Origin of the sequence: Acinetobacter sp. YH01011, assembly GCF_013420785.1 — a bacterium.
In the GTDB taxonomy this organism is placed as follows: Bacteria; Pseudomonadota; Gammaproteobacteria; order Pseudomonadales; family Moraxellaceae; genus Acinetobacter; species Acinetobacter towneri.
Map to the genome: position 1 here is coordinate 83143 of NZ_VOYG01000003.1, position 23545 is coordinate 106687.

The following is a 23545-nucleotide window of genomic DNA, read 5'->3' on the forward strand; positions in this document are numbered from 1 at the left end:
TTGTGCCCGATTTTTGTTGTATTTGGCAATTACTAAAAACAAAATTAAGTGTTAAATTTCCGCTCCATAACTGAGCTTACATGAGAAGGTGTGGGTTGTAGCTGCAAAAAACTACAATTTGCGCATCTTAATTAAAGGATTTTTTATGTCTGCTAAACGACTCGAGCAAGCAGCTCAAGCCACTAAAACTGCATTTGTCTTTCCTGGTCAAGGCTCACAAAAAGCCGGTATGTTGGCTGAGCTTGCAGAACAGTTTAGCGGTGTGCGCGAAACATTTGCAGAAGCCTCTGAAGCGATTGGCTTTGACTTATGGCACATTGCACAAAGTGGTGAAGGTTTAGACCAAACAGAATTTACTCAGCCTGTATTACTCACTGCAAGTATCGCTTTATGGCATGTGTGGTTAGAGTTGGGTGGTGTTGCACCAAAATATTTGGCAGGACACTCATTGGGCGAATACAGCGCATTAGTAGCTGCAGGCAGCTTGAGCTTGGGCGATGCCGTTAAACTGGTAAACTTGCGCGGCAAATTAATGCAAAACGCTGTGCCACAAGGTCAGGGCGCAATGGCTGCCATTTTAGGCCTTGAAGATGCCAAAGTGCTTGAGCTATGTGAACAAGTGAATGTGCAAGGTCGTGGCTCGGTAGAAGCAGCCAACTACAATGCACAAGGGCAAGTGGTTATTGCAGGCGATAAAACTTTAGTCGAAGCAGTAATGGCATTGGCCAAAGAAAATGGCGGTAAAGCCATTGCCCTGCCTGTATCTGTACCTTCACACTGTTCATTGATGAAACCTGCTGCCGAACAGTTTGCACAAGCTTTGGAACAAACTGCCATTGAGCTACCGCGTATTCCTGTAATACAAAATGTCAACGCTGGAATCGCGGCAGATGTTGCGCAATTAGGTCAGGCACTCACTGCGCAATTGTACCAATCGGTGCAGTGGACACAAACCATGCAATACCTACAAGATCAGGGTATTGAATATATCGTGGAATGTGGCCCAGGCAACGTATTGGCGAATCTTGCGAAGCGTTTACCGAATATCGAAAAAGCATTCCCACTCGACACACAAAGTCGTATGGAAGATGCACTAAATGCCATTTTAGTGGCAGAAGGGAAAATTGCATGACACAAGAACGTAAAGTTGCATTAGTCACAGGTGCAAGCCGAGGGATTGGTGCAGCCATCGCTCAGCAACTCATTCAAGACGGTTTTTTTGTGGTAGGTACTGCCACTTCTGAAGCGGGCGCAGAAAAATTATCGGCAAGTTTTGCAGAAAACGGTGCAGGTAAAGTATTGGATGTCCGTGATGGTGCAGCCATTGATGCATTGGTTTCTGAAATTGAACAAAGCTATGGTTCAGTTTTGGTTTTAGTTAACAATGCGGGCATTACCAAAGATAATTTGTTACTGCGTATGTCAGAAGATGATTGGGATGACATTCTCAACATTCACTTAAAGGCAGTTTACCGTTTATCTAAACGTGTCTTGAAGGGCATGACCAAAGCACGTTTTGGACGCATTATTAATATTAGTTCTGTGGTAGCACATTTTGCGAACCCAGGACAAGCGAACTATTCTGCGGCAAAAGCCGGTATTGAAGCATTCAGCCGTAGCCTTGCCAAAGAAATGGGCAGTCGTCAAATTACAGTAAACTCGGTTGCTCCGGGCTTTATTGCAACTGAAATGACAGATCAGCTAAGTGAAGAAATTCGCAAAAAAATGAGTGAGCAAGTGGCATTAAACCGTTTAGGTGATCCACAAGATATCGCAAATGCAGTGAGTTTCTTGGCTTCTGACAAAGCTGGTTACATCACTGGTACAGTGTTACACGTAAATGGTGGTTTATACATGAGCTAAGCTCAAGTATAAACTTTCAAAATTTTATAGATTCAATTAAACTAACGGCATTAAAAACGCCACAAGCAATGAGGAGAATTCCTGTGAGCGATATCGAACAACGCGTTAAACAAGCGGTTGCAGAACAACTTGGTCTTAAAGCTGAAGAAATCAAAAACGAAGCATCTTTTATGGATGACTTAGGTGCTGACTCTTTAGACTTAGTAGAGCTTGTAATGTCTTTCGAAAACGATTTTGACATCACAATCCCAGACGAAGATTCTAACGAAATCACAACAGTTCAATCAGCAATCGACTACGTAACTAAAAAACTTGGTTAATTGTTGATTTCAGCTCTGCTGAAATGAAAGCCACCGCAAGGTGGCTTTTTTATGCGCTGTCGTTTTTACAATCGAATATGAAAAAGGCGCATTTTGTGAAATGTATGATGTAGCTTACATTTTGTTACCAGGCTAGTGTCTAATCACAACCGAAGTCGCTTATTTTTTTAGTTATAAATGAATGAGAACAGAAACGTGCTTATGTAAGTGAGCGACGCTTTATAAACAGCAGAAAAAAATAGGAGTACCTCATGGGTCTTTTTGATTTTGTAAAAGGGATTGGTAAGAAAAATACAGCACCTGCAGAGCCACAAGCTGCACCAAGCACACCTGCAGAACCATCAGCACAAGAAATTGCCAATAAACTTTTGGGGCATGTGAAAAGTTTAGGCTTACCTGTGACAGGTTTATCGGTGAGTTATAACGCAACTACTGACTTAGCGACAGTGCGTGGACAGGTCAACAGTCAGGCAGACCGTGAAAAAATTATTCTTGCAGTGGGTAATATTGACCATGTTGCACAAGTAGATGATCAACTCACAGTTGCAACCCCAGAACCAGAAAGCAAGTTCTATACAGTAAAATCAGGCGATACCTTATCTAAAATTTCCAAAGAGTTTTATGGGGATGCCAACCAATACAACAAAATCTTTGAAGCTAACCGTCCATTACTAAAAAATGCCGATGACATTTTCCCAGGACAGGTGTTGCGTATTCCTGCTTAAATTTAAGTGGTTTGAATAAAAAAAGGCGCGCGATGCGCCTTTCTTTATTTTGTTTATAGCATTGTTCTGTCTGTAGTTGTTCTGCTGCGGGATATTCAGGCGCAGTGGTTTGGTACTCCAATCCGTCTTCAGGCTGCATATATGACAACATGGCTTTATAAATTTGACGTCCAAACTGTAAGGCGGTGACTTGTATGGTGCTAAAACTTGGGCTGTCACGTAAAAGTTCTGTGTGATACAGAATAGGTGCGGTGGTATCGCCAGTATAGAGAAATAAGCATGCAGGCTATACAGAGACTTAGCTGTCAAGTTTGCTGCAGCCATAATACTTTACGCCAGTAATTGCCCGCCATATACACGCGTGCCAAAGTGCGTTTGGCTTTGTCCAATAAAGTAATGTTCACTTTTTTGTTCTAACTGTAATAAGGCCAGTAAATTTTGGGTGAGGGTGGTCATATTGAGTGGTGCTTTTTATAGATTAAAATTGGGTTTTAGGGTGTTGAGTGGCTTTTTAAGTTGCTGTTTTTATGCCAATATGTGGCTATATTGTGACCACTATTATGTTAAATGATCCATCATATTAGGGTAGCTAATCCATCTGTAGCTCTTAATTTTAAACTCTCTGACATTTGTAAAATCAGACCAAATTAATTTACTGCCCTTAGTCCATTTTAGCGATTGGATACGTCGATTAACTTTTAATTTTTCTTCTTGTGTTGCAGGTCTCAAGTCCCCAAGTTCCCCATAGAGCCTTACACCAGGATAAGAACTAAATTGACCTTGAATAAATGAAGACAACCAAAATAGCTTGCTTGAATTTACAGCACTGATGCAAATATTGTTATTTGTTTGGAGATTTTCTGCGAGTTGTTTAGAGAATGAATCGAATAGAAAGCCTGTTCCATCATCATTTAAGAAAACTGTTCCTATTGGGGTGATGTTAGGTATGCCCTCTATAGAAACACTCGCAATATTTACATGCATATTTGCTTTTTGTGCTTTAGAAAAAACATTTTTAACTAGACTCCATTTACTTAAGTCAAGATTCATTTTTATAACCCCTTATTCTATTTATTTTTAACTTACATCTAATTTTAGTTCATTGATCAATAGAACTAATTTTATATTTTATAGAGTTTTTAAATTTAACATAATACAGCTTTAACTCCAAAAGCTGTTGGATATTATCCTTTTTGATTTTTTAAAGTAAATAAAAAATAGAGCCATTAGGCTCTATTTTTTTATTTAGCATCATCTGTCATTCAAGTTTTGCTTTCGAGTGACACGGATGTGTTGCAAATGTCATTGGATGTGTCGTTTACCGCGGTAATTATTACCAGCTCAACGCACCGCCCGTCTGATAATCAGTCACACGCGTTTCAAAGAAGTTCTTCTCTTTACGCAAGTCCATCATTTCAGACATCCATTGGAACGGGTTGTTTACGCCAACAAACTGTTCAGGTAAACCGAGCTGACTTAAACGGCGGTTACAGATGAATTTCAAATATTCTTCCATCATACCTGCGTTCATGCCCAATACACCACGTGGCATAGTGTCACGCGCATATTCAATTTCAAGCATCGTGCCTTCAAGAATCATTTGAATCACTTCTTGCTGGAATTCTGCAGTCCATAAGTGCGGGTTCTCAATCTTGATTTGGTTAATCATGTCGATACCAAAGTTCAAGTGCATAGATTCATCACGTAAAATGTACTGGAATTGCTCTGCAACACCATTCATTTTGTTACGACGACCCATCGACAAGATTTGGCTGAAACCGCAGTAGAAGAAAATACCTTCAAGTACACAATAGAAGGCGATCAAGTTGCGTAGCAAAATTTGGTCGTTTTCAGGTGTACCTGTTTTGAAAGTAGGATCACTTAAAGATTGCGTGTACTTCAAGCCCCATGCTGCTTTACGCGCAACCGATGGTACTTCGCGGTACATATTGAAGACTTCACCTTCATCCATACCTAACGATTCGATGCAGTACTGGTAAGCGTGAGTGTGAATCGCTTCTTCAAAGGCTTGACGCAAAATGTACTGGCGGCATTCTGGGTTGGTAATGTGGCGATAAATTGCCAATACCAAGTTGTTAGCAACCAATGAGTCTGCAGTAGAGAAGAAACCAAGTGAACGCATAACAATGGTGCGCTCATCTTCAGTTAAGCCATTTTCAGACTTCCACAACGCGATGTCGTGGTTCATGTTGACTTCTTGCGGCATCCAGTGGTTTGCACAACCATCTAGATATTTTTGCCATGCCCATTCGTATTTGAACGGTACAAGCTGGTTTAAGTCTGCACGACAGTTGATCATGGCTTTATCATCAACCTGTACGCGCGATGCACCCATTTCCAGTTCTTCAAGACCAGGAGCAACGTCCAATTGATCTAGAGCGTTAGATGCTCTTGCCAACGGATCGGTTGAATCTGTTGTTCTACTTCTAGGGGCTGCAGCGGGTTGTGCAGCTGCCACAGTCGTCTGTGGTTGCTCTGCATGAGATACCATCTGCGTATCATGCGCTTTTTGCGGCTCGACGGGCGCAGACTTGTGTTCAGGAGCAGCCGGTTTTTGCGAATCATCTTCGAAATCGTCCCAACTTAGGATAGACATATCAATTCTCTCTTCGTTGCTTTATATCTTTTATGGACATCCAGCCACGCTGAGATGTCTTAATATACGCTTAATTTGTGAAAGCAAAATTAAGTTTTGCTCATCTTGGTCTGAAAAATGTACATTCCGACCAATGTGCTCACGACTTATTTTGCTTTCGCTGTTGTTTTGCCGCTTGTACCCAAAAGTAAGCAATTGGTGCGTAAAACAACACTACAAAGGAAACCAGCAAGACCGCGAGTCCTAACATATAGTTGTGGGTCATGTGTGGCATGTAGTGGTTTCCTTATTAATTTAACAATCCATTTTCTTGTACTAAATCCATGCATGATTAATCATGCATGGATAAAATATGTTTACTATTTCTCATCGCCTTTGATAGCAACTATTAAGGCGGTAAATACTGCCATGAATAATACTATCAATAATAAAATTACAATAAGTAGTACAAGAAAATATGGAATAGTCATTTATTGACAAGCCTCACAATCAGGGTTGTCAATTGAACATGCCATTGGCACTGGTGCAGCTTGAGCAAAATCTTCATCAACAGCTGCAGCCGCTTCTGGTGCAGGAGTTGCTACAGGCGCTGCCGTAACAGTTGCAGGTTTTACTGCGTTCAATGCGCCCGTGTTAATAGTCGATTTCTCTGCAGAAGTCGCACCTAATGCACGTAGGTAGTAGGTGGTTTTCAGACCACGTAACCATGCCATTTTGTAAGTCAGGTCAAGTTTCTTACCGTTTGCACCTGCAATATACAAGTTCAACGATTGCGCCTGATCAATCCATTTTTGACGACGTGATGCTGCATCAACAATCCATCGTGGCTCAACCTCAAACGCTGTCGCGAAAATTGCTTTCAATTCTTCAGGAATACGTGAAATTTTTTGTACTGAACCTTCAAAGTGTTTCAGGTCATTGACCATTACAGAATCCCACAAATCACGCGCTTTCAATGCACGAACGAGGTAAGGGTTGATTACTGTAAATTCACCAGACAAGTTCGATTTCACATACAAGTTTTGGAATGTCGGCTCAATAGACTGAGAAACGCCACAAATATTTGAAATGGTTGCAGTCGGAGCAATCGCCATCACGTTTGAGTTACGCATACCATCTTTTTGAACTTTGGCACGTAAGCTGTCCCAATCCAAACGCTGTGTACGGTCTACTTCAAACATACGTTCTGGACGTGATTTCGCCACAATGTCTAAAGAGTCAATTGGCAAGATGCCTTTATCCCACAATGAACCTTTAAATGTTTCGTAAGTACCACGCTCAACCGCCAAGTCGCTAGACGTTTGAATCGCGTAGTAGCTGATTACTTCCATAGATTCATCGGCAAATTCAACTGCAGCATCTGAACCATAAGCCAAGTTCATCTCATAAAGCGCATCTTGGAAGCCCATGATTCCCATACCTACAGGACGATGTTTCAAGTTTGAATTACGTGCTTGTGGTACAGCGTAGTAGTTAATGTCGATGACGTTGTCGAGCATACGCACTGCAGTTTTAATAGTACGTGCTAATTTTTCACGGTCTAACACACCACCTTGAACGTGTTGTACAAGGTTGATAGAACCCAAGTTACATACCGCGATTTCATCTTGGTTAGTATTGAGGGTAATTTCAGTACACAAGTTAGATGAGTGCACTACACCAACGTGTTGTTGCGGTGAACGTAAGTTACATACGTCTTTGAATGTGATCCACGGGTGACCTGTTTCAAACAACATTGACAACATTTTGCGCCATAAGTCCTTCGCACGAAGTTTTTTATGCAGCATGTTAGTTTCTTTAGCAATGCTTTCGTAGTACGCATAACGCTCAGCAAAAGCTTCGCCCGTCAAGTCGTGTAGGTCTGGTGTTTCAGATGGCGTAAACAATGTCCATTCTGCATCTTCAAAGACACGTTGCATGAACAAGTCAGGCACCCAGTTGGCTGTGTTCATATCATGGGTACGACGACGGTCATCCCCTGTGTTTTTACGCAGCTCTAGGAATTCTTCGATGTCTAAGTGCCAAGTTTCTAAGTACGCACATACCGCACCTTTACGCTTACCACCTTGGTTGACCGCAACAGCAGTATCGTTCGCTACTTTTAGGAACGGAACAACACCTTGAGATTTACCGTTTGTTCCTTTGATGTAGGAGTTCAAAGCACGTACTGGTGTCCAGTCATTGCCTAAACCACCTGCCCATTTAGACAGCATCGCATTGTCACGCATCGCGCCATAAATGTTGTAAAGGTCATCGGAAATTGTAGTTAAGTAACAGCTTGATAACTGTGGGCGTAGCGTACCTGAGTTAAACAGGGTAGGCGTAGATGCCATGTAGTCGAAGCTAGACAATAAGTTATAGAACTCGATTGCACGTGCTTCACGGTCATCTTCATTGAGCGCCAGACCCATTGACACACGCATAAAGAACAATTGTGGAAGTTCAAAGCGTACGCCATCTGAGTGAATGAAATAACGGTCAAATAAAGTTTGCAGACCTAAATAGGTAAACTGGTTTGAGCGTTCAGGCTGAATCGCTGCAGCAAGTTTGGCAAGGTCAAACTCAAGTAAGTCTGCAGAAAGCAAATCAAGTTCTACACCTTTTTTCAGGAAAGTTTCTAATGCTTCGCCTTCAGGTGTATCTGTTGCCAAACCTAAAAATTCTAAGCCTGTTGCTACCAAGTCATTACGCAATAAACGCGCAGTCACATAGGTATAGTTCGGCTCTTGCTCAATACGGGTACGAGTCGCCATCATCATGGTGGTTGAGATGTCAGACTCTTTTACACCGTTGTAGAGGTTTTTCACGGTTTCATCAATGATGGCATCTACATCAATGCCTTCTAAACCTTCTGCCGCTTTATTCACGGTTGCTTTTAACGCACCTAAATCTAGTGGTTTAAGCTGACCGTTTGCATCAGTGACTTGTAACGTCGGGTGATGGTTTTCACCTGCTTGCTTACGCGCTTCTGAGCGTTGTTCACGGTAGATGACATAAGCACGAGCAACTTTTTGCTCGCCTGTACGCATGAGCGCAAGTTCAACTTGGTCTTGAATTTCTTCAATGTGAATAGTTCCGCCAGACGGTAAACGGCGGTTGAATGTGTTCAACACCATTTCAGTCAGTTGTTCGATCCGATCATGAATGCGGCTTGAATCGGCGCTTTGTTGACCTTCTACAGCCAAAAACGCTTTGCCAATTGCAACTGCAATTTTTTCAGCATCAAAAGCGGCAACATCACCAGTGCGTTTAATCACTTGTAATTGACCAGGGGTTGAGGTGATTACGCTCATGTCAGCATAGCTCCATTGTCATCTATTGTTATGTTTATGGACCATTTAAACTGGGCAAAATTTAGGCCACAGTGTTTGAGGAATAAACACAAGACTTAGTGGTTTAAAATTGAATTGAACACAAGATACGGGAAAATTGAGGGTAGATCAATATTGACTTTTTCTTTTAAATTTTGACTTTTTCTGAATTAAAATTTATCTCAAAAATACCGAATTTTGTCCTATTGGCTATAAGCCTTATCAGACAAGGGCATAGCATAGCAAAGCTCGGAAAAACTGCTTATAGATAACCTTGTGGATAACTTGAAAAGTTAAGAGATAATTTTTCCAAATCAAGCAAGGGCTTGATCTAGTGCAAAAAATACCCATTTTGTAACTTAATATTTCTTAAAAGTGTCCAAAAATCACTAAAAATAGAAAAATACTATAAATTCAATGCTTAATAAAAATATAACAAAATAATACGCAGATGTATCAGTTTGGTGAACGGCATCTTGTTTACAATGTAAACGTGTGTATATTGCAAATTATACAAAGACCTATCTGTCAGATTTTAAAAGTGATAGGTCGAATCCAATAAAGGGACAGGTTATGAGTCAAGAAGAAAAGTTACCAAAAATTTTAATTGTTGAAGATGATGAACGCCTTGCACGTCTTACGCAGGAATACTTAATTCGCAATGGTTTGGAAGTTGGGGTAGAGCCAGATGGCAACCGTGCCATTCGTCGTATTATTGCAGAGCAACCCGACCTTGTGGTGCTAGATGTGATGTTACCTGGCGCAGATGGTTTAACCATTTGTCGTGAAGTTCGTCCACATTATCATCAACCGATTTTAATGCTTACGGCTCGTACCGAAGACATGGATCAGGTGCTTGGTCTGGAAATGGGTGCAGATGACTATGTCGCAAAACCTGTTCAACCGCGTGTGTTATTGGCGCGTATTCGTGCTTTATTACGTCGTACCGATAAAGTTACTGAAGATGAAGTGGTTCAGCGTATTGAGTTTGATGACTTAGTGATTGATAACGGTGGTCGTTCAGTCACACTGAATGGTGATTTGGTTGATTTCACCAGCGCAGAATATGACCTGTTATGGTTGTTGGCATCGAATGCAGGACGTATTTTGTCTCGTGAAGATATTTTCGAGCGTCTGCGTGGCATTGAATATGATGGTCAAGACCGTTCAATTGATGTGCGTATTTCACGTATTCGTCCAAAAATTGGCGATGATCCTGAAAATCCTAAACGTATTAAAACTGTACGCAGTAAAGGTTATTTATTTGTCAAAGAAACCAATGGCATGTAATTTACGTTTCACTGAGTCAAACCCTGACTCAGATATAAAAATAAGTCACATAGGACGGGTTTAGTGCTTAAACACAGTATATTCTTGCGTATTTATGCAGGGTTGGTAATTTTGGTCGCCATAGTCGCTATTCTGGGCTACTTATTGGTGCAAATTATCAACTATCAGCGTGCGCAAGAATATCGTGAATCTTTGACTGATGGTATGGCATATATCATCAGTGAAGGCATTGCACGGCAGCAAAATGAACAGCAAAAGAAAGACTGGATTTCTGATGCTTCCGATTTGCTGGAATTGCCCATTTACTATGTGCAGGCAGACAAAGTTGATTTGTCGCGCGCAGAGCTGAGACGAATAAAAGAACGTAAAGCCGCTGTGCGCTATGATGCCGAAAATATGATTGCCTATATTATTTTAGGCATGAAAGATGATCCTAATCATTATTTATACATCAAGGCAGATAAAATTACAGAACGGCAAATGAAAGCATTGCCTATTTTTGTTTTAGATTATTTGGTGTATTACCCAGGTCAAGAAAAAGAATATCTGGACAAGATTCAGCAGCATTTCTCTTACCCGATCAATATTAAAAATATTCAGGAATTACCGCTCGATTCTGAACAGATTGGGCGTTTAAGACTCGACCATAGCATTATTCTATATCGTGACAATGCCACAGTGCGTGGAACCACCATTTCAATTGTTTCGCCAATGCCGAACTCACCCTCAGAAGTGCTGGTTTTAGGGCCTGTACCGTTGTTTAACTGGATGCCATTCCAGTTGGCAGCAGGGATTACCTTACTGAGTATGTTTATGTTGAGTTTGGGTGTATATGGTCTGATCTTGCCTATGCAGCGTAAAATTCGTGAAGTGAACTATGCCTTAAACCGTACCAAATCGGGTGATTTAAACATGCGTTTACCCGTAGATGGTGCCGATGAAATGGCAAGTTTGGCATCTAGCTATAACAGCATGTCAGACCATATTCAGCGTTTGATTGAAGCGCAGCGTGAGCTGATGCGTGCGGTATCGCATGAACTGCGCACGCCTGTGGCACGTATTCGTTTTGGTATGGAAATGCTGGCAGAAGAAGATGATTACGAATATCGCTTACAGCAAGTCGAAATGATTGATAAAGATATTGAGGCTTTAAACACCTTGATTGATGAGATCATGACCTATGCCAAACTTGAACAGGGCATGCCATCTTTAGAAATTGAAAAGATCGTTTTGGTTGAAGTGCTAGAGCAGGTGGCTACGGAAACAGAAGCATTGAAAACCCAAAAAGATATTCAATTGCTTGCCCCACCTGTGACTTTGGAAGTGGAAGCTGAACGCCGTTACTTGCACCGTGTGGTACAGAACTTGGTGGGCAATGCAGTCCGTTACTGTGACCATAAAGTTTTGATCAGTGGCGGCATTAACGAGCAAGGCATGGCCTATGTTTGTGTGGAAGATGATGGGCCGGGGATTCCCGAACAAGACCGAGAACGTGTATTTGAAGCCTTTGCTCGTTTAGATGACAGCCGCACCCGTGCTTCAGGTGGTTATGGTTTAGGTTTGTCTATTGTAAGCCGCATTGCTTATTGGTTTGGTGGCAAAATTGAAGTCGATCAGAGTCCGAACTTGGGTGGTGCACGTTTTATGATGGTTTGGCCTGCCAAACGGTTTAGTAAGGCAAGAAAAAAAGCCGCAGCAGAGAAAGAAAAAACCACCGATTCATTGACTTGAATTGAGTGCACCAAAACTAATTTTAGACATAAAAAAACCAGTGCAATTCAAGGCACTGGTTTTATTTACAGTCTCGCTTTTTTATCTCTATGCAGATCAATCTACAGCTTAGTGCGATTCTTTATATTGCTGATCGGCCTGTTCAAAACGGTCTGTCACTTCATGACTTGGCGCTTTACCCAATAAACTCACTACGACAATCGCAATCCAAGAACAGACAAAGCCCGGAATAATTTCATAAATACCTGTATCTGCCCAAAGGTTTTTCCAAAGAATGACCATAAGTGCGCCGACAACCATCCCCGCCAATGCACCATTTAAAGTCATGCGTTTCCAGAACAAAGACAAAATGATTAGTGGACCAAATGCTGCACCGAAGCCTGCCCAAGCATAAGAAACCAATCCCAAGACTTTTGATTCAGGATTACCCGCCATCCAAATAGCAAGCAGCGCAATCATGAGTACCATGCCGCGTCCGACCCACACCAATTCATTTTGTGAGGCATTTTTGCGTAAGAATGATTTGTAAAAATCTTCGGTTAAAGTACTTGAGCAGACCAAAAGTTGACAGCTTAGGGTACTCATCACGGCAGCTAAAATTGCAGCCAATACCACACCTGCCACCCACGGATTAAACAGGATTTTGGTCAGTTCCATAAATACTGTTTCAGGGTTGGCATTGACCACACCTGCCAGTTCAGGATGTTGCTGGAAGTAGGCGATACCAAAAAAGCCCGCAGCCACCGCACCGCCTAAACATAGTGTCATCCATGTCATGCCAATACGACGTGCATTCGGAATAGACTTGACTGAATCAACTGCCATAAAACGCACTAAAATATGTGGCTGTCCAAAATAGCCTAAGCCCCATGCCATGAGGGAAATGATCGCGACCCAGCTTAAATCTCCGACTAAATTCAGCGCCTGCGGACGAGCCGCTTCTAAAGCAAGTGTGACTTGGCTTAGGTCAGAAAAGCTGAGTAGGGTAATGATAGGGGTCAGCAAGAGCGCAAAAATCATCAAGCCAGCCTGAATGGTGTCCGTCCAGCTGACTGCCAAGAAACCACCAATAAACACATAGCTGATGGTGGCAATAGCACTAATCCACAATGCAGTGCTATAAGGCAGATCAAACATACTTTCAAATAAGCGCGCACCTGCAACCATGCCCGAAGCACAATAAATCGCAAAGAAAATTAGAATTACGCAGGCAGATACAATCCTTAAAATTTTTCTTTGATCATTAAAACGGTTAGAAAAATAATCAGGCAAAGTCAGTGCATTGTGCTGTACTTCGGTGTGTACTCGTAAACGACCTGCCACCAAAAGCCAGTTTAGCCATGCGCCAATAATCAGACCAACGGCAATCCACATTTCAGACAAACCTGAAAGATAAATGGCACCGGGTAAGCCCATCAGCAACCAGCCACTCATATCGGATGCGCCTGCAGAAAGTGCAGTGACAAAACTGCCAAGACGACGACCACCTAAAATGTAGTCCGAGAAATTTCGAGTCGCGCGATAAGCCAATAAACCAATGACAATCATGGCGACAATATAAAACAGGAAAGTAATAATGGTGGGGTTGAGTGCGCTCATACAGTATCCATTTGGGTTTTGGACAGTCGACTAAAATACAGACCGCTGCTAGATGTGAGTCACTCAATTTGGTGAGTGCAGACATCTCATCTGCGGTGCTGATTTCATCAAGAAACGCGAAATTTAACCATACATTAAAAAATATTTCAGATTTTTTTCTGAATGGGCATAAAATAGGCAGCTTGAAAGCTGCCTATCATCTTGATGTTTATCTGATTTGCTTATGGATTATTGCGACCCATAACACCACGAATGGTATTCAGGACATCTGCAGGTAAGACCACAGTTTTGGCATTGTTGGATTTCGCCATATCTTGCATGGCTTTTACATATTGCTCACCCAATAAGTACGCCACAGGAATTTCTTTATCACCTACCGCAGAGCTGACCATTTCAATGGCACGTTGAGAAGATTCTGCCAATACAACTTGCGCTTCTGCATCACGACGTGAAGCTTCCAAACGACCATCGGCTTCTAAAATAGCCGCTTGTTTTTCACCATCGGCTTTGGTTACGGTAGCACGACGCTGACGTTCTGCTGCAGCTTGTTCTTCCATAGCTGCCTGCATGGTATGCGATGGTTTAATATCCTGAATTTCTACAGTTTTAAGGGTAATTCCCCAGTCTGAAATATCATCAGAAATGGCTGCTTTGAGTTTGGCTTTGATGTGATCGCGCGAAGACAAGGCATCATCCAAATCCATTTCACCCACAATAGAACGCAATGAGGTTTGAACAAGGTTTTGAATCGCCCAAGTATAGTTTTCAATGCCATACACTGCTTTTTCAGGAGTCGTGAGATTAATGTACGCTACCGCATTCATGAGCAGAACTGCGTTGTCACGGGTAATGACTTCCTGAGATGGAATATCTAATACAATATCTTTGGTGGTGACTTTATAGGCCACTTCATCGACATAAGGAATGACGAAGTTAAGTCCCGGTGCAAGTGTGGTGTGGTATTTACCCAGACGTTGCACAATCCACTTATAACCTTGCGGAACAATTCGCACGCCTTTAAAAATGGTAATTCCAACAAAGGCTAAAATCGCTAAAACAATAATAGATCCACCAGACATTTTAATTTCTCACTTTTTCGTTGTCATGTGCGCTGTGATGCGGCTGCACCACCAAATCATTACCCAAAATATCAATCACGCGAATACGATCTCCCACTTGCACAGGGCTTGTGGTGCGGCAGTTCCATTCGTCTGAACCAAGTACGGGCATCGGGAAACGGACTTTAATTTGATCATGTTCCAAGTTGGTTTGAATAACCATGCCAATTTGTCCAATAGTGGCTTCGCGTGACAAGCCTGCTTTGGTTTTATCGGTAGATAAGGGTTTGATAAATTTAAACCACGCCAAGGTACACAGTACCGACAAGATAATCCACATCACCAATTGGGTAGTGGTACCCATCATGGGGAACATCCAGTATAAAATACCGACCATGACTGCCCCAATGCCAAACCATAAAGCGGCAAACGCAGGCAAGACCAGTTCTGAAAGCATTAACAGAACGCCTAGTACAAACCAGTGCCAAGGTTCAAGAACGAATTCCATACATCTACTCGCGTATTTTTTACGATTGGTTAATTCTAATTGCTTAGAGAAACGCATCGACTTAAAAAGATGCGCTCTCATCACTTTAACAGATCAATAAGTTTATGAATATTAAAAAAATCACTGAATCCTAAAATTTCGGACGCGGTGCAGGTTTCAGCGCGGCAGGTGATTTTTTAAAGTTATTGATGGCTTGCAGAATTGCTTTGACCTGTAATTGTGCGGCTTTTTCACCTTCTAAAATGGTTTGGTTACTGGCTTTTAAATCTAGAGTACCAATATGTCCAACTTTAGGTTGAATCACGATATTGGCCTGCGCCAATTCCTGATTGATGCTTTGCTGCCCCATAATATTGAGGGTTTGATCGAGTAAGCCCCACATGCTGACAGGTTGATTGCCTGTTGGACGTGCAGAAATATCCACTGCAATGACTAAGTCGGCACCCATCGCTTTAGCCGTCTGTACGGGAATTGGGCTGACCAAGCCGCCATCCACATATTGTGTTCCGCCAATGGTGGCAGGTACAAAAACATTCGGAATACTGCAAGAGGCACGTACGGCTTGACCAGCATTGCCTTTAATAAAGTCGGCTTTACGTCCATTATCTAAACGTGTGGCAACGGCAGCAAAACGAATTGGAAATTTTTCAATCGGTTTATTGGCTACGTGTTGATTGACAAAGTCTTGTAACTTTTGACCTGCAATAAAACCCTGACGGTTTAAGGTTAAATCACGAATGTCGGATTCTTTAAAGGTTAGGGCAATATGTTGGAGCTGATAAGGACTTTTACCACTGGCGTATAAACTGCCGACAAAGCTGCCTGCACTGGTGCCTGTGACAATTTTTGGTTTAATCCCGTGAGACTCTAAAACTTTAATGACGCCAATATGTGCAAAACCTTTAGCACCACCGCCACCCAGCGCCAGTGCAATTACAGGTTCACGTGCTTGGATAGGTGTGGTGCTTGGCGGTGTTTTTGTTGTTTTGTCGCAGCCAGCCAAAGTTAGAGCTAGTACGCCCACTAAAGAATAACGAATCAGTTGCATATCAAATCTAAATTTAGATCAAAGAATATTGCGCCCATCTGAACAAAAAATAGAAACTTTGACTAGCCCTTTTTCAAAAGCTTTTGTAACGGTTTTGCCAACCAATGTGGATTTTTAGCCGAAAACTTGCCGTGATATTGCGTATAAATTGCATCTAAATCTTGAGCATAATCGCCCGTAGGATGAAACACGCCCAAAATATGAATGGTTTTGTGTGCATAATCAAAAGAGAACATCACAATTGGGATATTGGCGCCGTAGGCAATATGGTAAAAGCCACTGCGGATATTTTCGGCTTGTTTACGTGTGCCTTCGGGCGCCATACCAATCCAGATTTTTTCTTTTTTTCGTACAATCTCAATAATATCTTGGGTATGTCCTTGAGGAGAATGGCGCACCACAGGAATTACCCCAATCCAGTTTAAAAGTGGCTTGAGTGGGGTTTCAAATAAAGTATGCTTACCAAAAATAGTAATTTGAATACCTAAACCGAGTAGGGCGGTAAAACCATGCCACGCATCAATATTTGACGTATGCGGTGAGATAATAGCAACTGCTTTGGGCAAGTTGGGAAATTCGCCCACCATTTGCCAGCCTTGCGCCAAAAAAATATTTTTAAATAAAGCACGACTGCTGGCTGTTCCACGTTGTGGAACTTGGTCGGGTAACTGTGGAAATTGCCGTGCACTGCGTGCAAAAGGATTGGTGATTTTCATGAATGCGATGTCATCCTGACGTGCGTGATTAACAACAATAAATACCCAATATCATGACGCATGAATCTAAATCTATTCAAGATATTAGACTTTCGCTTTGTCTGATTCATTGGCAAAATAGTCGAAATCTGAATGTGAAAGTGATGAAAAATAACAATCCATTATTCAAAATTTTAGTGTAGTACTGCGTTTTTTTGATCTTTTGCCCATATCTAAATTGAGATGCTATGCCCAATTTGCGCCAAACTTATTTGTTGTTATTTTCTCTGTATTGGGCGCAGGGCTTGCCTGTTGGTTTTATGACCCATGCCTTGCCTGTGATTTTACGTGCGCAAGGTGTGTCTTTGGCACATATTGGCGGTTTCGGTTTGTTAATGCTGCCATGGTCAATCAAAGTGTTTTGGGCACCTTTGGTGGATCGCTTTGGACATTCATATTTTGGGCATTATCGTAGCTGGATTTTGCCGTGCCAGTGGCTGAGTGTTTTGGTGCTGATTGGGCTGTCCTTTTTACCGATTGAGTCCTTAAATCATCCTATATATTTGTGGGTGTTTTTTGTGGCTTTGCTCGGTATGAACTTGGTCGGTGCAACCCAAGATATTGCCACCGATGGTTTGGCGGTCAATATTTTACAAGCCAAACAGCAACATTGGGGTAATACCTTTCAGGTGGTTGGTTCACGACTGGGCTTTATTGTGGGTGGTGGTGCAATTCTGTGGGCATTGGATTGGCTAGATTGGCAAAAAACTTTCTTAATTTTAGCGGGATTGGTGTTTTTAAATACCTTGCCAATTTTAATGTTTAAAGAGCCACAACATGCTGCTAAACAAGTGCTTGTTCAAGCTCAAAGTAAAATGTCATTTCACGCACGTCTTGCTGCGATTCGTGAATATCTGCGCTATTTTGTGGAAACGCCTGTACTGTACGCATGGCTATGGGTGTTACTCAGCTTTAAAATTGCCGATGGTTTGGATGGCCCTTTATTAAAACCTTTAATGGTAGATTTAGGCTTAAGCTTTTCTCAAATTGGCATTTATGTGACCATGTTGGGAGCAATGGCCGCTTTGTTGGGTGCAGGCATCGCAGGGTTGATGCTGAAATGGTGGTCTAGAGCGCATGCCCTCATCATTTTTTCTGTGCTTAAAATTTTGAGTTTAGTGGCCTATGCTTATTTGGCTGAATTGTATGAACAGCAAGTTGATGTGGCACACTGGCTGATTTATAGCATTAATGCTGCGGAAGATTTTTGCTCTGCCATGTTACTTGTAGTGATGCTAACCTTGATTATGCAGTACAGTCGTAAACAATATGCAGGGACTGATTTTACATTTCAGGTTGCGATTATGGCGACTGTGAGCGGGGTACTTTATACCCTGAGTGGAATCTTAGGCGATGCTTTAGGCTACGCGAATTATTTACTGTTGATTTGTATTGTTGCGATTCTATGCTTTGTACTGATCTGGAAATGGGCAAAGCTTGCGAAAAGCGTTCAATCATCAGCACTTGAATAACAAGGTAGATCATCAAGACAGGATGACAGACCTAAACCACGTTAAAAAGTCATTGCGTGGAAAAAATAAAAGCGACCTTTAAAGAGTCGCTGGAGTATAAAAGGTATCCACATTGAAGTAGATACCGATCTCGTTTTTGTGATTTTCAAAAATTATTATTTGCGCTTTCAGTGCTTCACTTCGGCAGCGCAGGCAGTATAACTTTAAATTATGACAATCCTGCGACAGTTTAAGTCGCATAGAGATGTGTTGCAGGTAAAATCAGCATATTCTAGCTGCGGTATGGGGTATTGATTGCCTGTGTCCATTGTTGGTGATTACAACGCGGGCAGACTTCATTGGCATGTTTAAGTAAACGGACATGCCCGCAATACATGCAGGCATAATAAGTGTGTGGAACTATGCGGTACGCGAGTTGGCAAGCTTTAGGAAATAAGGGTAAACCATAGCGTGTGGCATCGCCATGAAAAAACAACATGCTGAATTTTCCATCACTTTCTAGTAAGCCAACACGTACTTGCCCTAAATGCTCCACGCCTTGTTGGCGCATTTCGGCAAAGAATTCATCATGCGACATTTTACCGTACTTAATTTTTTCTAAGACCAATTCACCATCTTCTACAATATATAGCGATTTACCTTCAATCAAATCTTCAAAGGGTTGGTATTTCATCATGAGCCATGTGGTCAGGCGATACATCCCAATCACCACTGTCATCACCACCAAGGCATGTACCAAGGGTAAATCTTCAGTGAACATAGGGTCGCCCGCAATAGAACCGAGCGATAAAATAATGGCCAATTCAAAAATAGAAAGCTGGCGTACTCCGCGTTTTCCTGTGAGGCGTAAAAATAGAATAATCATGCCAAACATGAGTGCAGCACGAATCATTAATTCTGCAACAAATGTCCATGTGGTGTCGTGAATGAAGATGGTGAACCAATCCATAGATTGTCTATTTTGTTATTTTGATGCTTGATACTATGCTTAAATTGAGTGGGTAAAATAGTGGTTTTGAGTAAAGAACTGCAATTATTTTAGTGGTTTAGAAACATAGAAATTTGTTATATTGCCTAAAAACTATAAATACAAAAATAATGAATCAGAAGATGAATTCACAACTATTACAATTTGCCAAATCTATGCGTCATGCTGCTACGGATGCTGAAAATTTGCTGTGGCAACTACTTAGTGCAAACGCTTTATGGTGCTCAAATTTAGACGTCCGTAGATGATTGAACCGTATATTGTAGATTTTTACTGTCATGAGATTGGCTTGGTCATTGAGTTGAATGGCGGTCAGCACAATACGGAAAATGGTCAGGCTTATGATGTCGAGCGCACTCAGTTTTTAGAGACTTTGGGCTTAACTGTCGTGCAGTATTGGAATTCTGATGTGTTGGGAAGGGTGGATGTGGTGTTGGAGGATTTGTGGCAGGTGTGTTCTGAATTGAAAAATACCTCTTTTATTAAAGAGGTATTTTGAAAATTATCGACGATTGCTTGATTCAAAATCTACACGGGGATCAGCACTTTCCGTAGTTACTCTGTAATTTGACGGTAAATTAACAGAATCTTTAACCCATGTAGGTCTAGGACGGCTAGAAGCTGTTAGGGTTGTTAAAGTATTTTGATTATTTCTTGATGTAGAGTTTTGAGAGTTCTGTGTATGTCTGGACATTGCATTCTCCCGTTAACCATAAAATTAATAGATATAGACATAATATGCTAAAAATAGCTGCTGCACAATTAATCTCTGAATAAGCTTTTTCTAAAGCAATAACTTTGTCTTCAAGCATTTGGGCATTTCGAGAAATTAAATCCTGATAAATTTCTCCCATATACCACAGGCATGTTCTTTCGTCATTATCCATAAAAGTGTTAATTAAATTGGTGTCATCCAACGGAACTTTTTCTAGTGCAGAAAGACTAAGTACTTTTGCAATTTTATACCAACAGCTTAGAATTGCTATAAACAAGATTACACATAAAATATATAAAATCCATTTAGTTAATGAAGTGCAAGCATAAGCAGTAAAAGTTTCTAACTTGGTTAGTGCTGCTGAGTAGGCAACTATCACAATACCAACCATTGTTGAATATTTAATTGCTTTATCATCCAGTGATTTACTTCTATCGATCTCTAGTTGATATTCATGCTTGGAAACTTCAAATAGAATTTTATATTTATTGATGTCATCTTGGCTCATATTGAAAAACAAAGGGCTGAATAATCAGCCCTTTATACACAAATTAGATCAAACTAACAACACATTAAAGCGCCGCAATTTGCTCCATATTCGCTTTAATTTTCGCTAACTGATCTGCAAATTCAGCAAGTTTCACTTTCTCGCCTTCAACCACAGCCGCAGGGGCTTTCGCCACAAAACCTTCATTGCTAAGTTTAGTTGCAATTTGGTCATGCTGCTTTTGAACCTTGTCTAAGTCTTTTTGCAAACGACCCAATTCTGCTTTCGGGTCAATTAAGCCCTTCATTGGAACGTAAACAGATACGTGACCCACTACAGAAGAAGAAGACAATGGCGGTTGTTCACCATCTGCCAAGAAGGTAATACTCTCAACTTTCGCCAATGCTTTAAACAACGGCTCAATACGAGAAATTTGTGCTTTTTCTGCTTCAGTCGTGTTCTGTAAAAGCACAGGTAATAAGCGTGCATTACCTAGACCCATCTCACCACGAATGTTACGCACCGCACCAATCAAACCTTGTAGCCATTGCATATCTGCTTCGGCTTGTTCGTTAATTTTGGCCTCATCTGCAACAGGGTAGTTTGCCAACATAATGGTTTCGCCACCCAAGCCAATCATTGGCGCAAGGGTTTGCCAAATTTCTTCTGTCAAGTACGGCATGATTGGGTGAGCAAGACGTAAAGAAGCTTCCATCACCGCAAGCAATACACGACGCACTTCGGCTTTACGCTCTTCAGAAACAGATTCATCATTCAGAACAGGTTTGGTCAGCTCTACATACCAGTCGCAGTATTCATTCCAGATAAAGTCATAAATCGCTTGGGCAGCCAAGTCTAAACGGTAAGTTGCAAATGCTTGATGAACAGCTTGCTCCGCCTTTTGTAAACGGCTCACAATCCACTGTTCAGGCAATTCCCAAAGGTCTTGACGTGCTTCTTGACCAACCGTTTGACCTTCAACATTCATCAATACAAAACGGGTAGCATTCCAAATTTTGTTGGCAAAGTTACGATAACCTTCCACACGTTTCATATCAAACTTGATGTCACGACCTGTGTTTGCCAATGCACAGAAAGTAAAACGAACCGCATCTGTACCATAAGCCTGAATTCCTTCTGGGAATTCTTTGCGGGTCGATTTTTCAATTTTCGCCGCTTGTTTCGGGTTCATCAAACCAGTTGTACGTTTCTGTACTAAAGTTTCAAGATCAACACCATCAATCAAGTCTAATGGGTCAAGCACGTTGCCCTTAGACTTCGACATTTTTTGACCTTCACTGTCACGTACCAAACCGTGAACGTAAACTGTTTTGAACGGTACTTGTGGCGTGCCATCTTCATTCTTCATGAAGTGCATGGTCATCATGATCATGCGGGCAACCCAGAAAAAGATGATGTCAAAACCAGTGACCAATACATCTGTTGGATGGAAGGTGTTTAAGAAGTAGTTGGCTTTGTCTTTTTCAGCATCGCCTGTCCAGCCTAAAGTTGAGAATGTCCAAAGTGCAGAGGAGAACCATGTATCTAGTACGTCTTCGTCTTGGTTTAATTGAACATCGGCAGGGATATTATTTTTCGTACGAACTTCTTCTTCGTTACGACCTACATAAACATTGCCTTCAGCATCGTACCAAGCAGGAATACGGTGACCCCACCACAATTGACGCGAGATACACCAGTCTTGAATGTTGTTCATCCACGCCATATACATATTGCTGTATTGCTCAGGCACGAACTTGATGCGACCATCTTTCACTGCTTCAATTGCAGGCTGCGCCAACGGTGCAATTTTGACATACCATTGGTCGGTCAATAATGGCTCAACAATTACGCCCGAACGGTCACCGCGAGGTGGTTTCAAGGTGTACGGTTGGATTTGATCTAACCAACCTTCGCTTTCCGCTTGTTCAACTAATTTTTTACGTGCTTCAAAACGCTCTAAACCAATGTAGTCTGCAGGTGCAGGAATGGTTTTAGAAATTTGTTCGCCTGCTTTCGCAATATATTCAAACTCAGCCAATACTTCAGCATTTTTGTTGAAGATATTGATGATTGGCAATTCGCAGCGTTTACCCACTTCATAGTCATTGAAGTCGTGTGCAGGGGTAATTTTTACACAACCTGTACCGAATTCTTTATCGACATACTCATCTTTTACGATTGGAACGGCACGACCTGTAATTGGGAGGATGATGTTTTGACCAACAAGGTGCGAGTAACGCTCATCATCAAGGGCAACCGCAACCGCAGTATCACCCAGCAATGTTTCAGGACGAGTGGTTGCCACTACAATGTGATCTTTACCATCGTGAGTGCGTAGTGATTTATCTTCAAAGAAATATTTGAAGTGCCACAATGAACCTTGTTCTTCTTTATCCGACTCAACTTCTAAGTCAGAAAGGGCAGTTTGTAATTTTGGATCCCAGTTTACAAGGCGTTTGCCGCGGTAAATTAAACCTTCTTCGTGTAGTTTCACGAAAACTTCTTTCACCGCATTCGATAAGCCTTCGTCCATAGTGAAGCGTTCACGTGACCAATCTACCGAAGAACCTAAACGGCGGATTTGACGGGTAATGTTACCGCCAGATTGTTCTTTCCATTCCCAGACTTTTTCGATGAATTTTTCACGACCTAAGTCATGGCGGCTGATATTTTGCGCGCCCAATTGACGCTCTACTACCATTTGTGTGGCAATACCCGCGTGGTCTGTACCCGGTTGCCATAAGGTATTTTTACCCGACATACGGTTAAAGCGCGTGAGGGCATCCATAATGGCGTTGTTAAAACCATGACCCATGTGCAAGCTACCTGTGACGTTTGGCGGCGGAATCATGATACAGAATGATTCGCCTTTTTCAGACGGCTTAAAGTAGCCGTTTTCTTCCCAAGTCTTGTACCATTTTTTCTCGATCTCGGTAGGATCGTAGGTTGTAGCAATATTTTGCGCTGAATCAGTCATAGTAAGAACAGGTTAAAAGTGAATAAAAAATTGCAACTATTGTAGCAAAAAAATTGCCCGCTAAGCGAGATTCAACTC

Annotated in this window: 20 protein-coding genes and 1 pseudogene; 8 read left to right on the forward strand and 13 right to left on the reverse strand. The window is 41.7% G+C overall.

Annotation, left to right across the window (positions count from 1 at the left end; translation table 11 throughout):
• Window positions 1-145: 145 nt before the first annotated feature.
• The 4 genes from fabD to lysM all read left to right on the forward strand — a co-directional run bounded on the left by fabD (window position 146) and on the right by lysM (window position 2908).
• Window positions 146-1132, forward strand: a complete 987-nt coding sequence (gene fabD, locus FTT78_RS03020; RefSeq protein WP_179988534.1) for an ACP S-malonyltransferase — start codon at window positions 146-148, stop codon at window positions 1130-1132.
• Complete coding sequence (gene fabG / locus FTT78_RS03025) at window positions 1129-1863, forward strand: 3-oxoacyl-ACP reductase FabG (protein WP_004972328.1); 735 nt, start codon at window positions 1129-1131, stop codon at window positions 1861-1863. The genes fabD and fabG overlap by 4 nt, the downstream gene beginning before the upstream one ends.
• Before the next feature lie 83 nt (window positions 1864-1946).
• Entirely contained in the window at window positions 1947-2183 is a 237-nt protein-coding gene (gene acpP / locus FTT78_RS03030; RefSeq protein WP_001279871.1) for an acyl carrier protein, read from the forward strand.
• A gap of 251 nt (window positions 2184-2434) precedes the next feature.
• Window positions 2435-2908: a peptidoglycan-binding protein LysM gene (gene lysM, locus FTT78_RS03035; protein ID WP_004972325.1), complete on the forward strand. Its 474-nt coding sequence runs from the start codon at window positions 2435-2437 to the stop codon at window positions 2906-2908.
• A 330-nt stretch (window positions 2909-3238) separates the two neighbouring features.
• Here lysM and FTT78_RS13425 read toward each other — a convergent pair whose 3' ends face one another.
• The 5 genes from FTT78_RS13425 to FTT78_RS03055 all read right to left on the reverse strand — a co-directional run bounded on the left by FTT78_RS13425 (window position 3239) and on the right by FTT78_RS03055 (window position 8818).
• The gene (locus tag FTT78_RS13425; protein ID WP_257218278.1) at window positions 3239-3364 is read right to left on the reverse strand and encodes a hypothetical protein; all 126 of its coding nucleotides are present in this window, start codon (window positions 3362-3364) and stop codon (window positions 3239-3241) included.
• 102 nt (window positions 3365-3466) lie between these two features.
• Window positions 3467-3958 carry a pyridoxamine 5'-phosphate oxidase family protein gene (locus FTT78_RS03045; protein WP_104853115.1) on the reverse strand — a complete coding sequence of 164 codons (492 nt, stop codon included), beginning with the start codon at window positions 3956-3958 and terminating at the stop codon, window positions 3467-3469.
• Between the two features lie 283 nt (window positions 3959-4241).
• Window positions 4242-5525, reverse strand: coding sequence for a ribonucleotide-diphosphate reductase subunit beta (locus tag FTT78_RS03050; protein WP_178319240.1), 1284 nt, complete (start codon window positions 5523-5525; stop codon window positions 4242-4244).
• A 139-nt stretch (window positions 5526-5664) separates the two neighbouring features.
• On the reverse strand, window positions 5665-5799 hold the full coding sequence (locus FTT78_RS13430) for a hypothetical protein (protein ID WP_004972322.1): 135 nt from the start codon (window positions 5797-5799) through the stop codon (window positions 5665-5667).
• Between the two features lie 196 nt (window positions 5800-5995).
• On the reverse strand, window positions 5996-8818 hold the full coding sequence (locus FTT78_RS03055; RefSeq protein WP_180043577.1) for a ribonucleoside-diphosphate reductase subunit alpha: 2823 nt from the start codon (window positions 8816-8818) through the stop codon (window positions 5996-5998).
• Between the two features lie 591 nt (window positions 8819-9409).
• On the opposite strand from FTT78_RS03055, the gene bfmR reads away from it, so the two are divergent.
• Both bfmR and bfmS read left to right on the forward strand, forming a co-directional pair.
• Window positions 9410-10126 carry a response regulator transcription factor BfmR gene (gene bfmR / locus FTT78_RS03060; RefSeq protein ID WP_180043578.1) on the forward strand — a complete coding sequence of 239 codons (717 nt, stop codon included), beginning with the start codon at window positions 9410-9412 and terminating at the stop codon, window positions 10124-10126.
• A 63-nt stretch (window positions 10127-10189) separates the two neighbouring features.
• Window positions 10190-11857 (forward strand): sensor histidine kinase BfmS, encoded by a 1668-nt coding sequence (gene bfmS, locus FTT78_RS03065; RefSeq protein WP_257234719.1) that lies wholly within the window; start codon window positions 10190-10192, stop codon window positions 11855-11857.
• A gap of 108 nt (window positions 11858-11965) precedes the next feature.
• On the opposite strand, the gene putP is transcribed toward bfmS, so the two are convergent.
• The 5 genes from putP to FTT78_RS03090 form a co-directional block, all read right to left on the reverse strand.
• The gene (gene putP, locus FTT78_RS03070; protein WP_179991155.1) at window positions 11966-13456 is read right to left on the reverse strand and encodes a sodium/proline symporter PutP; all 1491 of its coding nucleotides are present in this window, start codon (window positions 13454-13456) and stop codon (window positions 11966-11968) included.
• A 221-nt stretch (window positions 13457-13677) separates the two neighbouring features.
• Entirely contained in the window at window positions 13678-14535 is an 858-nt protein-coding gene (locus FTT78_RS03075; protein ID WP_004972306.1) for an SPFH domain-containing protein, read from the reverse strand.
• A gap of 1 nt (window position 14536) precedes the next feature.
• Entirely contained in the window at window positions 14537-15022 is a 486-nt protein-coding gene (locus tag FTT78_RS03080) for an NfeD family protein (RefSeq protein WP_096902094.1), read from the reverse strand.
• A 130-nt stretch (window positions 15023-15152) separates the two neighbouring features.
• Window positions 15153-16070 carry a patatin-like phospholipase family protein gene (locus tag FTT78_RS03085; protein WP_096902052.1) on the reverse strand — a complete coding sequence of 306 codons (918 nt, stop codon included), beginning with the start codon at window positions 16068-16070 and terminating at the stop codon, window positions 15153-15155.
• Window positions 16071-16132: 62 nt separating this feature from the next.
• On the reverse strand, window positions 16133-16786 hold the full coding sequence (locus FTT78_RS03090; RefSeq protein ID WP_004972299.1) for a 1-acyl-sn-glycerol-3-phosphate acyltransferase: 654 nt from the start codon (window positions 16784-16786) through the stop codon (window positions 16133-16135).
• A gap of 227 nt (window positions 16787-17013) precedes the next feature.
• Between FTT78_RS03090 and FTT78_RS03095 the strand changes: the two genes are divergently transcribed.
• Complete coding sequence (locus tag FTT78_RS03095; RefSeq protein ID WP_180043580.1) at window positions 17014-18297, forward strand: MFS transporter; 1284 nt, start codon at window positions 17014-17016, stop codon at window positions 18295-18297.
• 271 nt (window positions 18298-18568) lie between these two features.
• On the opposite strand, the gene FTT78_RS03100 is transcribed toward FTT78_RS03095, so the two are convergent.
• On the reverse strand, window positions 18569-19246 hold the full coding sequence (locus FTT78_RS03100; protein ID WP_178866190.1) for a YetF domain-containing protein: 678 nt from the start codon (window positions 19244-19246) through the stop codon (window positions 18569-18571).
• 149 nt (window positions 19247-19395) lie between these two features.
• Between FTT78_RS03100 and FTT78_RS03105 the strand changes: the two are divergent.
• A pseudogene (locus FTT78_RS03105) lies at window positions 19396-19784 on the forward strand (endonuclease domain-containing protein).
• A gap of 148 nt (window positions 19785-19932) precedes the next feature.
• Here the strand turns inward: FTT78_RS03105 and FTT78_RS03110 are convergent.
• Together FTT78_RS03110 and FTT78_RS03115 are read right to left on the reverse strand one after the other, a co-directional pair.
• Window positions 19933-20508, reverse strand: coding sequence for a hypothetical protein (locus FTT78_RS03110; protein ID WP_136144609.1), 576 nt, complete (start codon window positions 20506-20508; stop codon window positions 19933-19935).
• Window positions 20509-20572: 64 nt separating this feature from the next.
• Entirely contained in the window at window positions 20573-23467 is a 2895-nt protein-coding gene (locus FTT78_RS03115) for a valine--tRNA ligase (protein WP_180043582.1), read from the reverse strand.
• Between the last annotated feature and the right edge of the window lie 78 nt (window positions 23468-23545).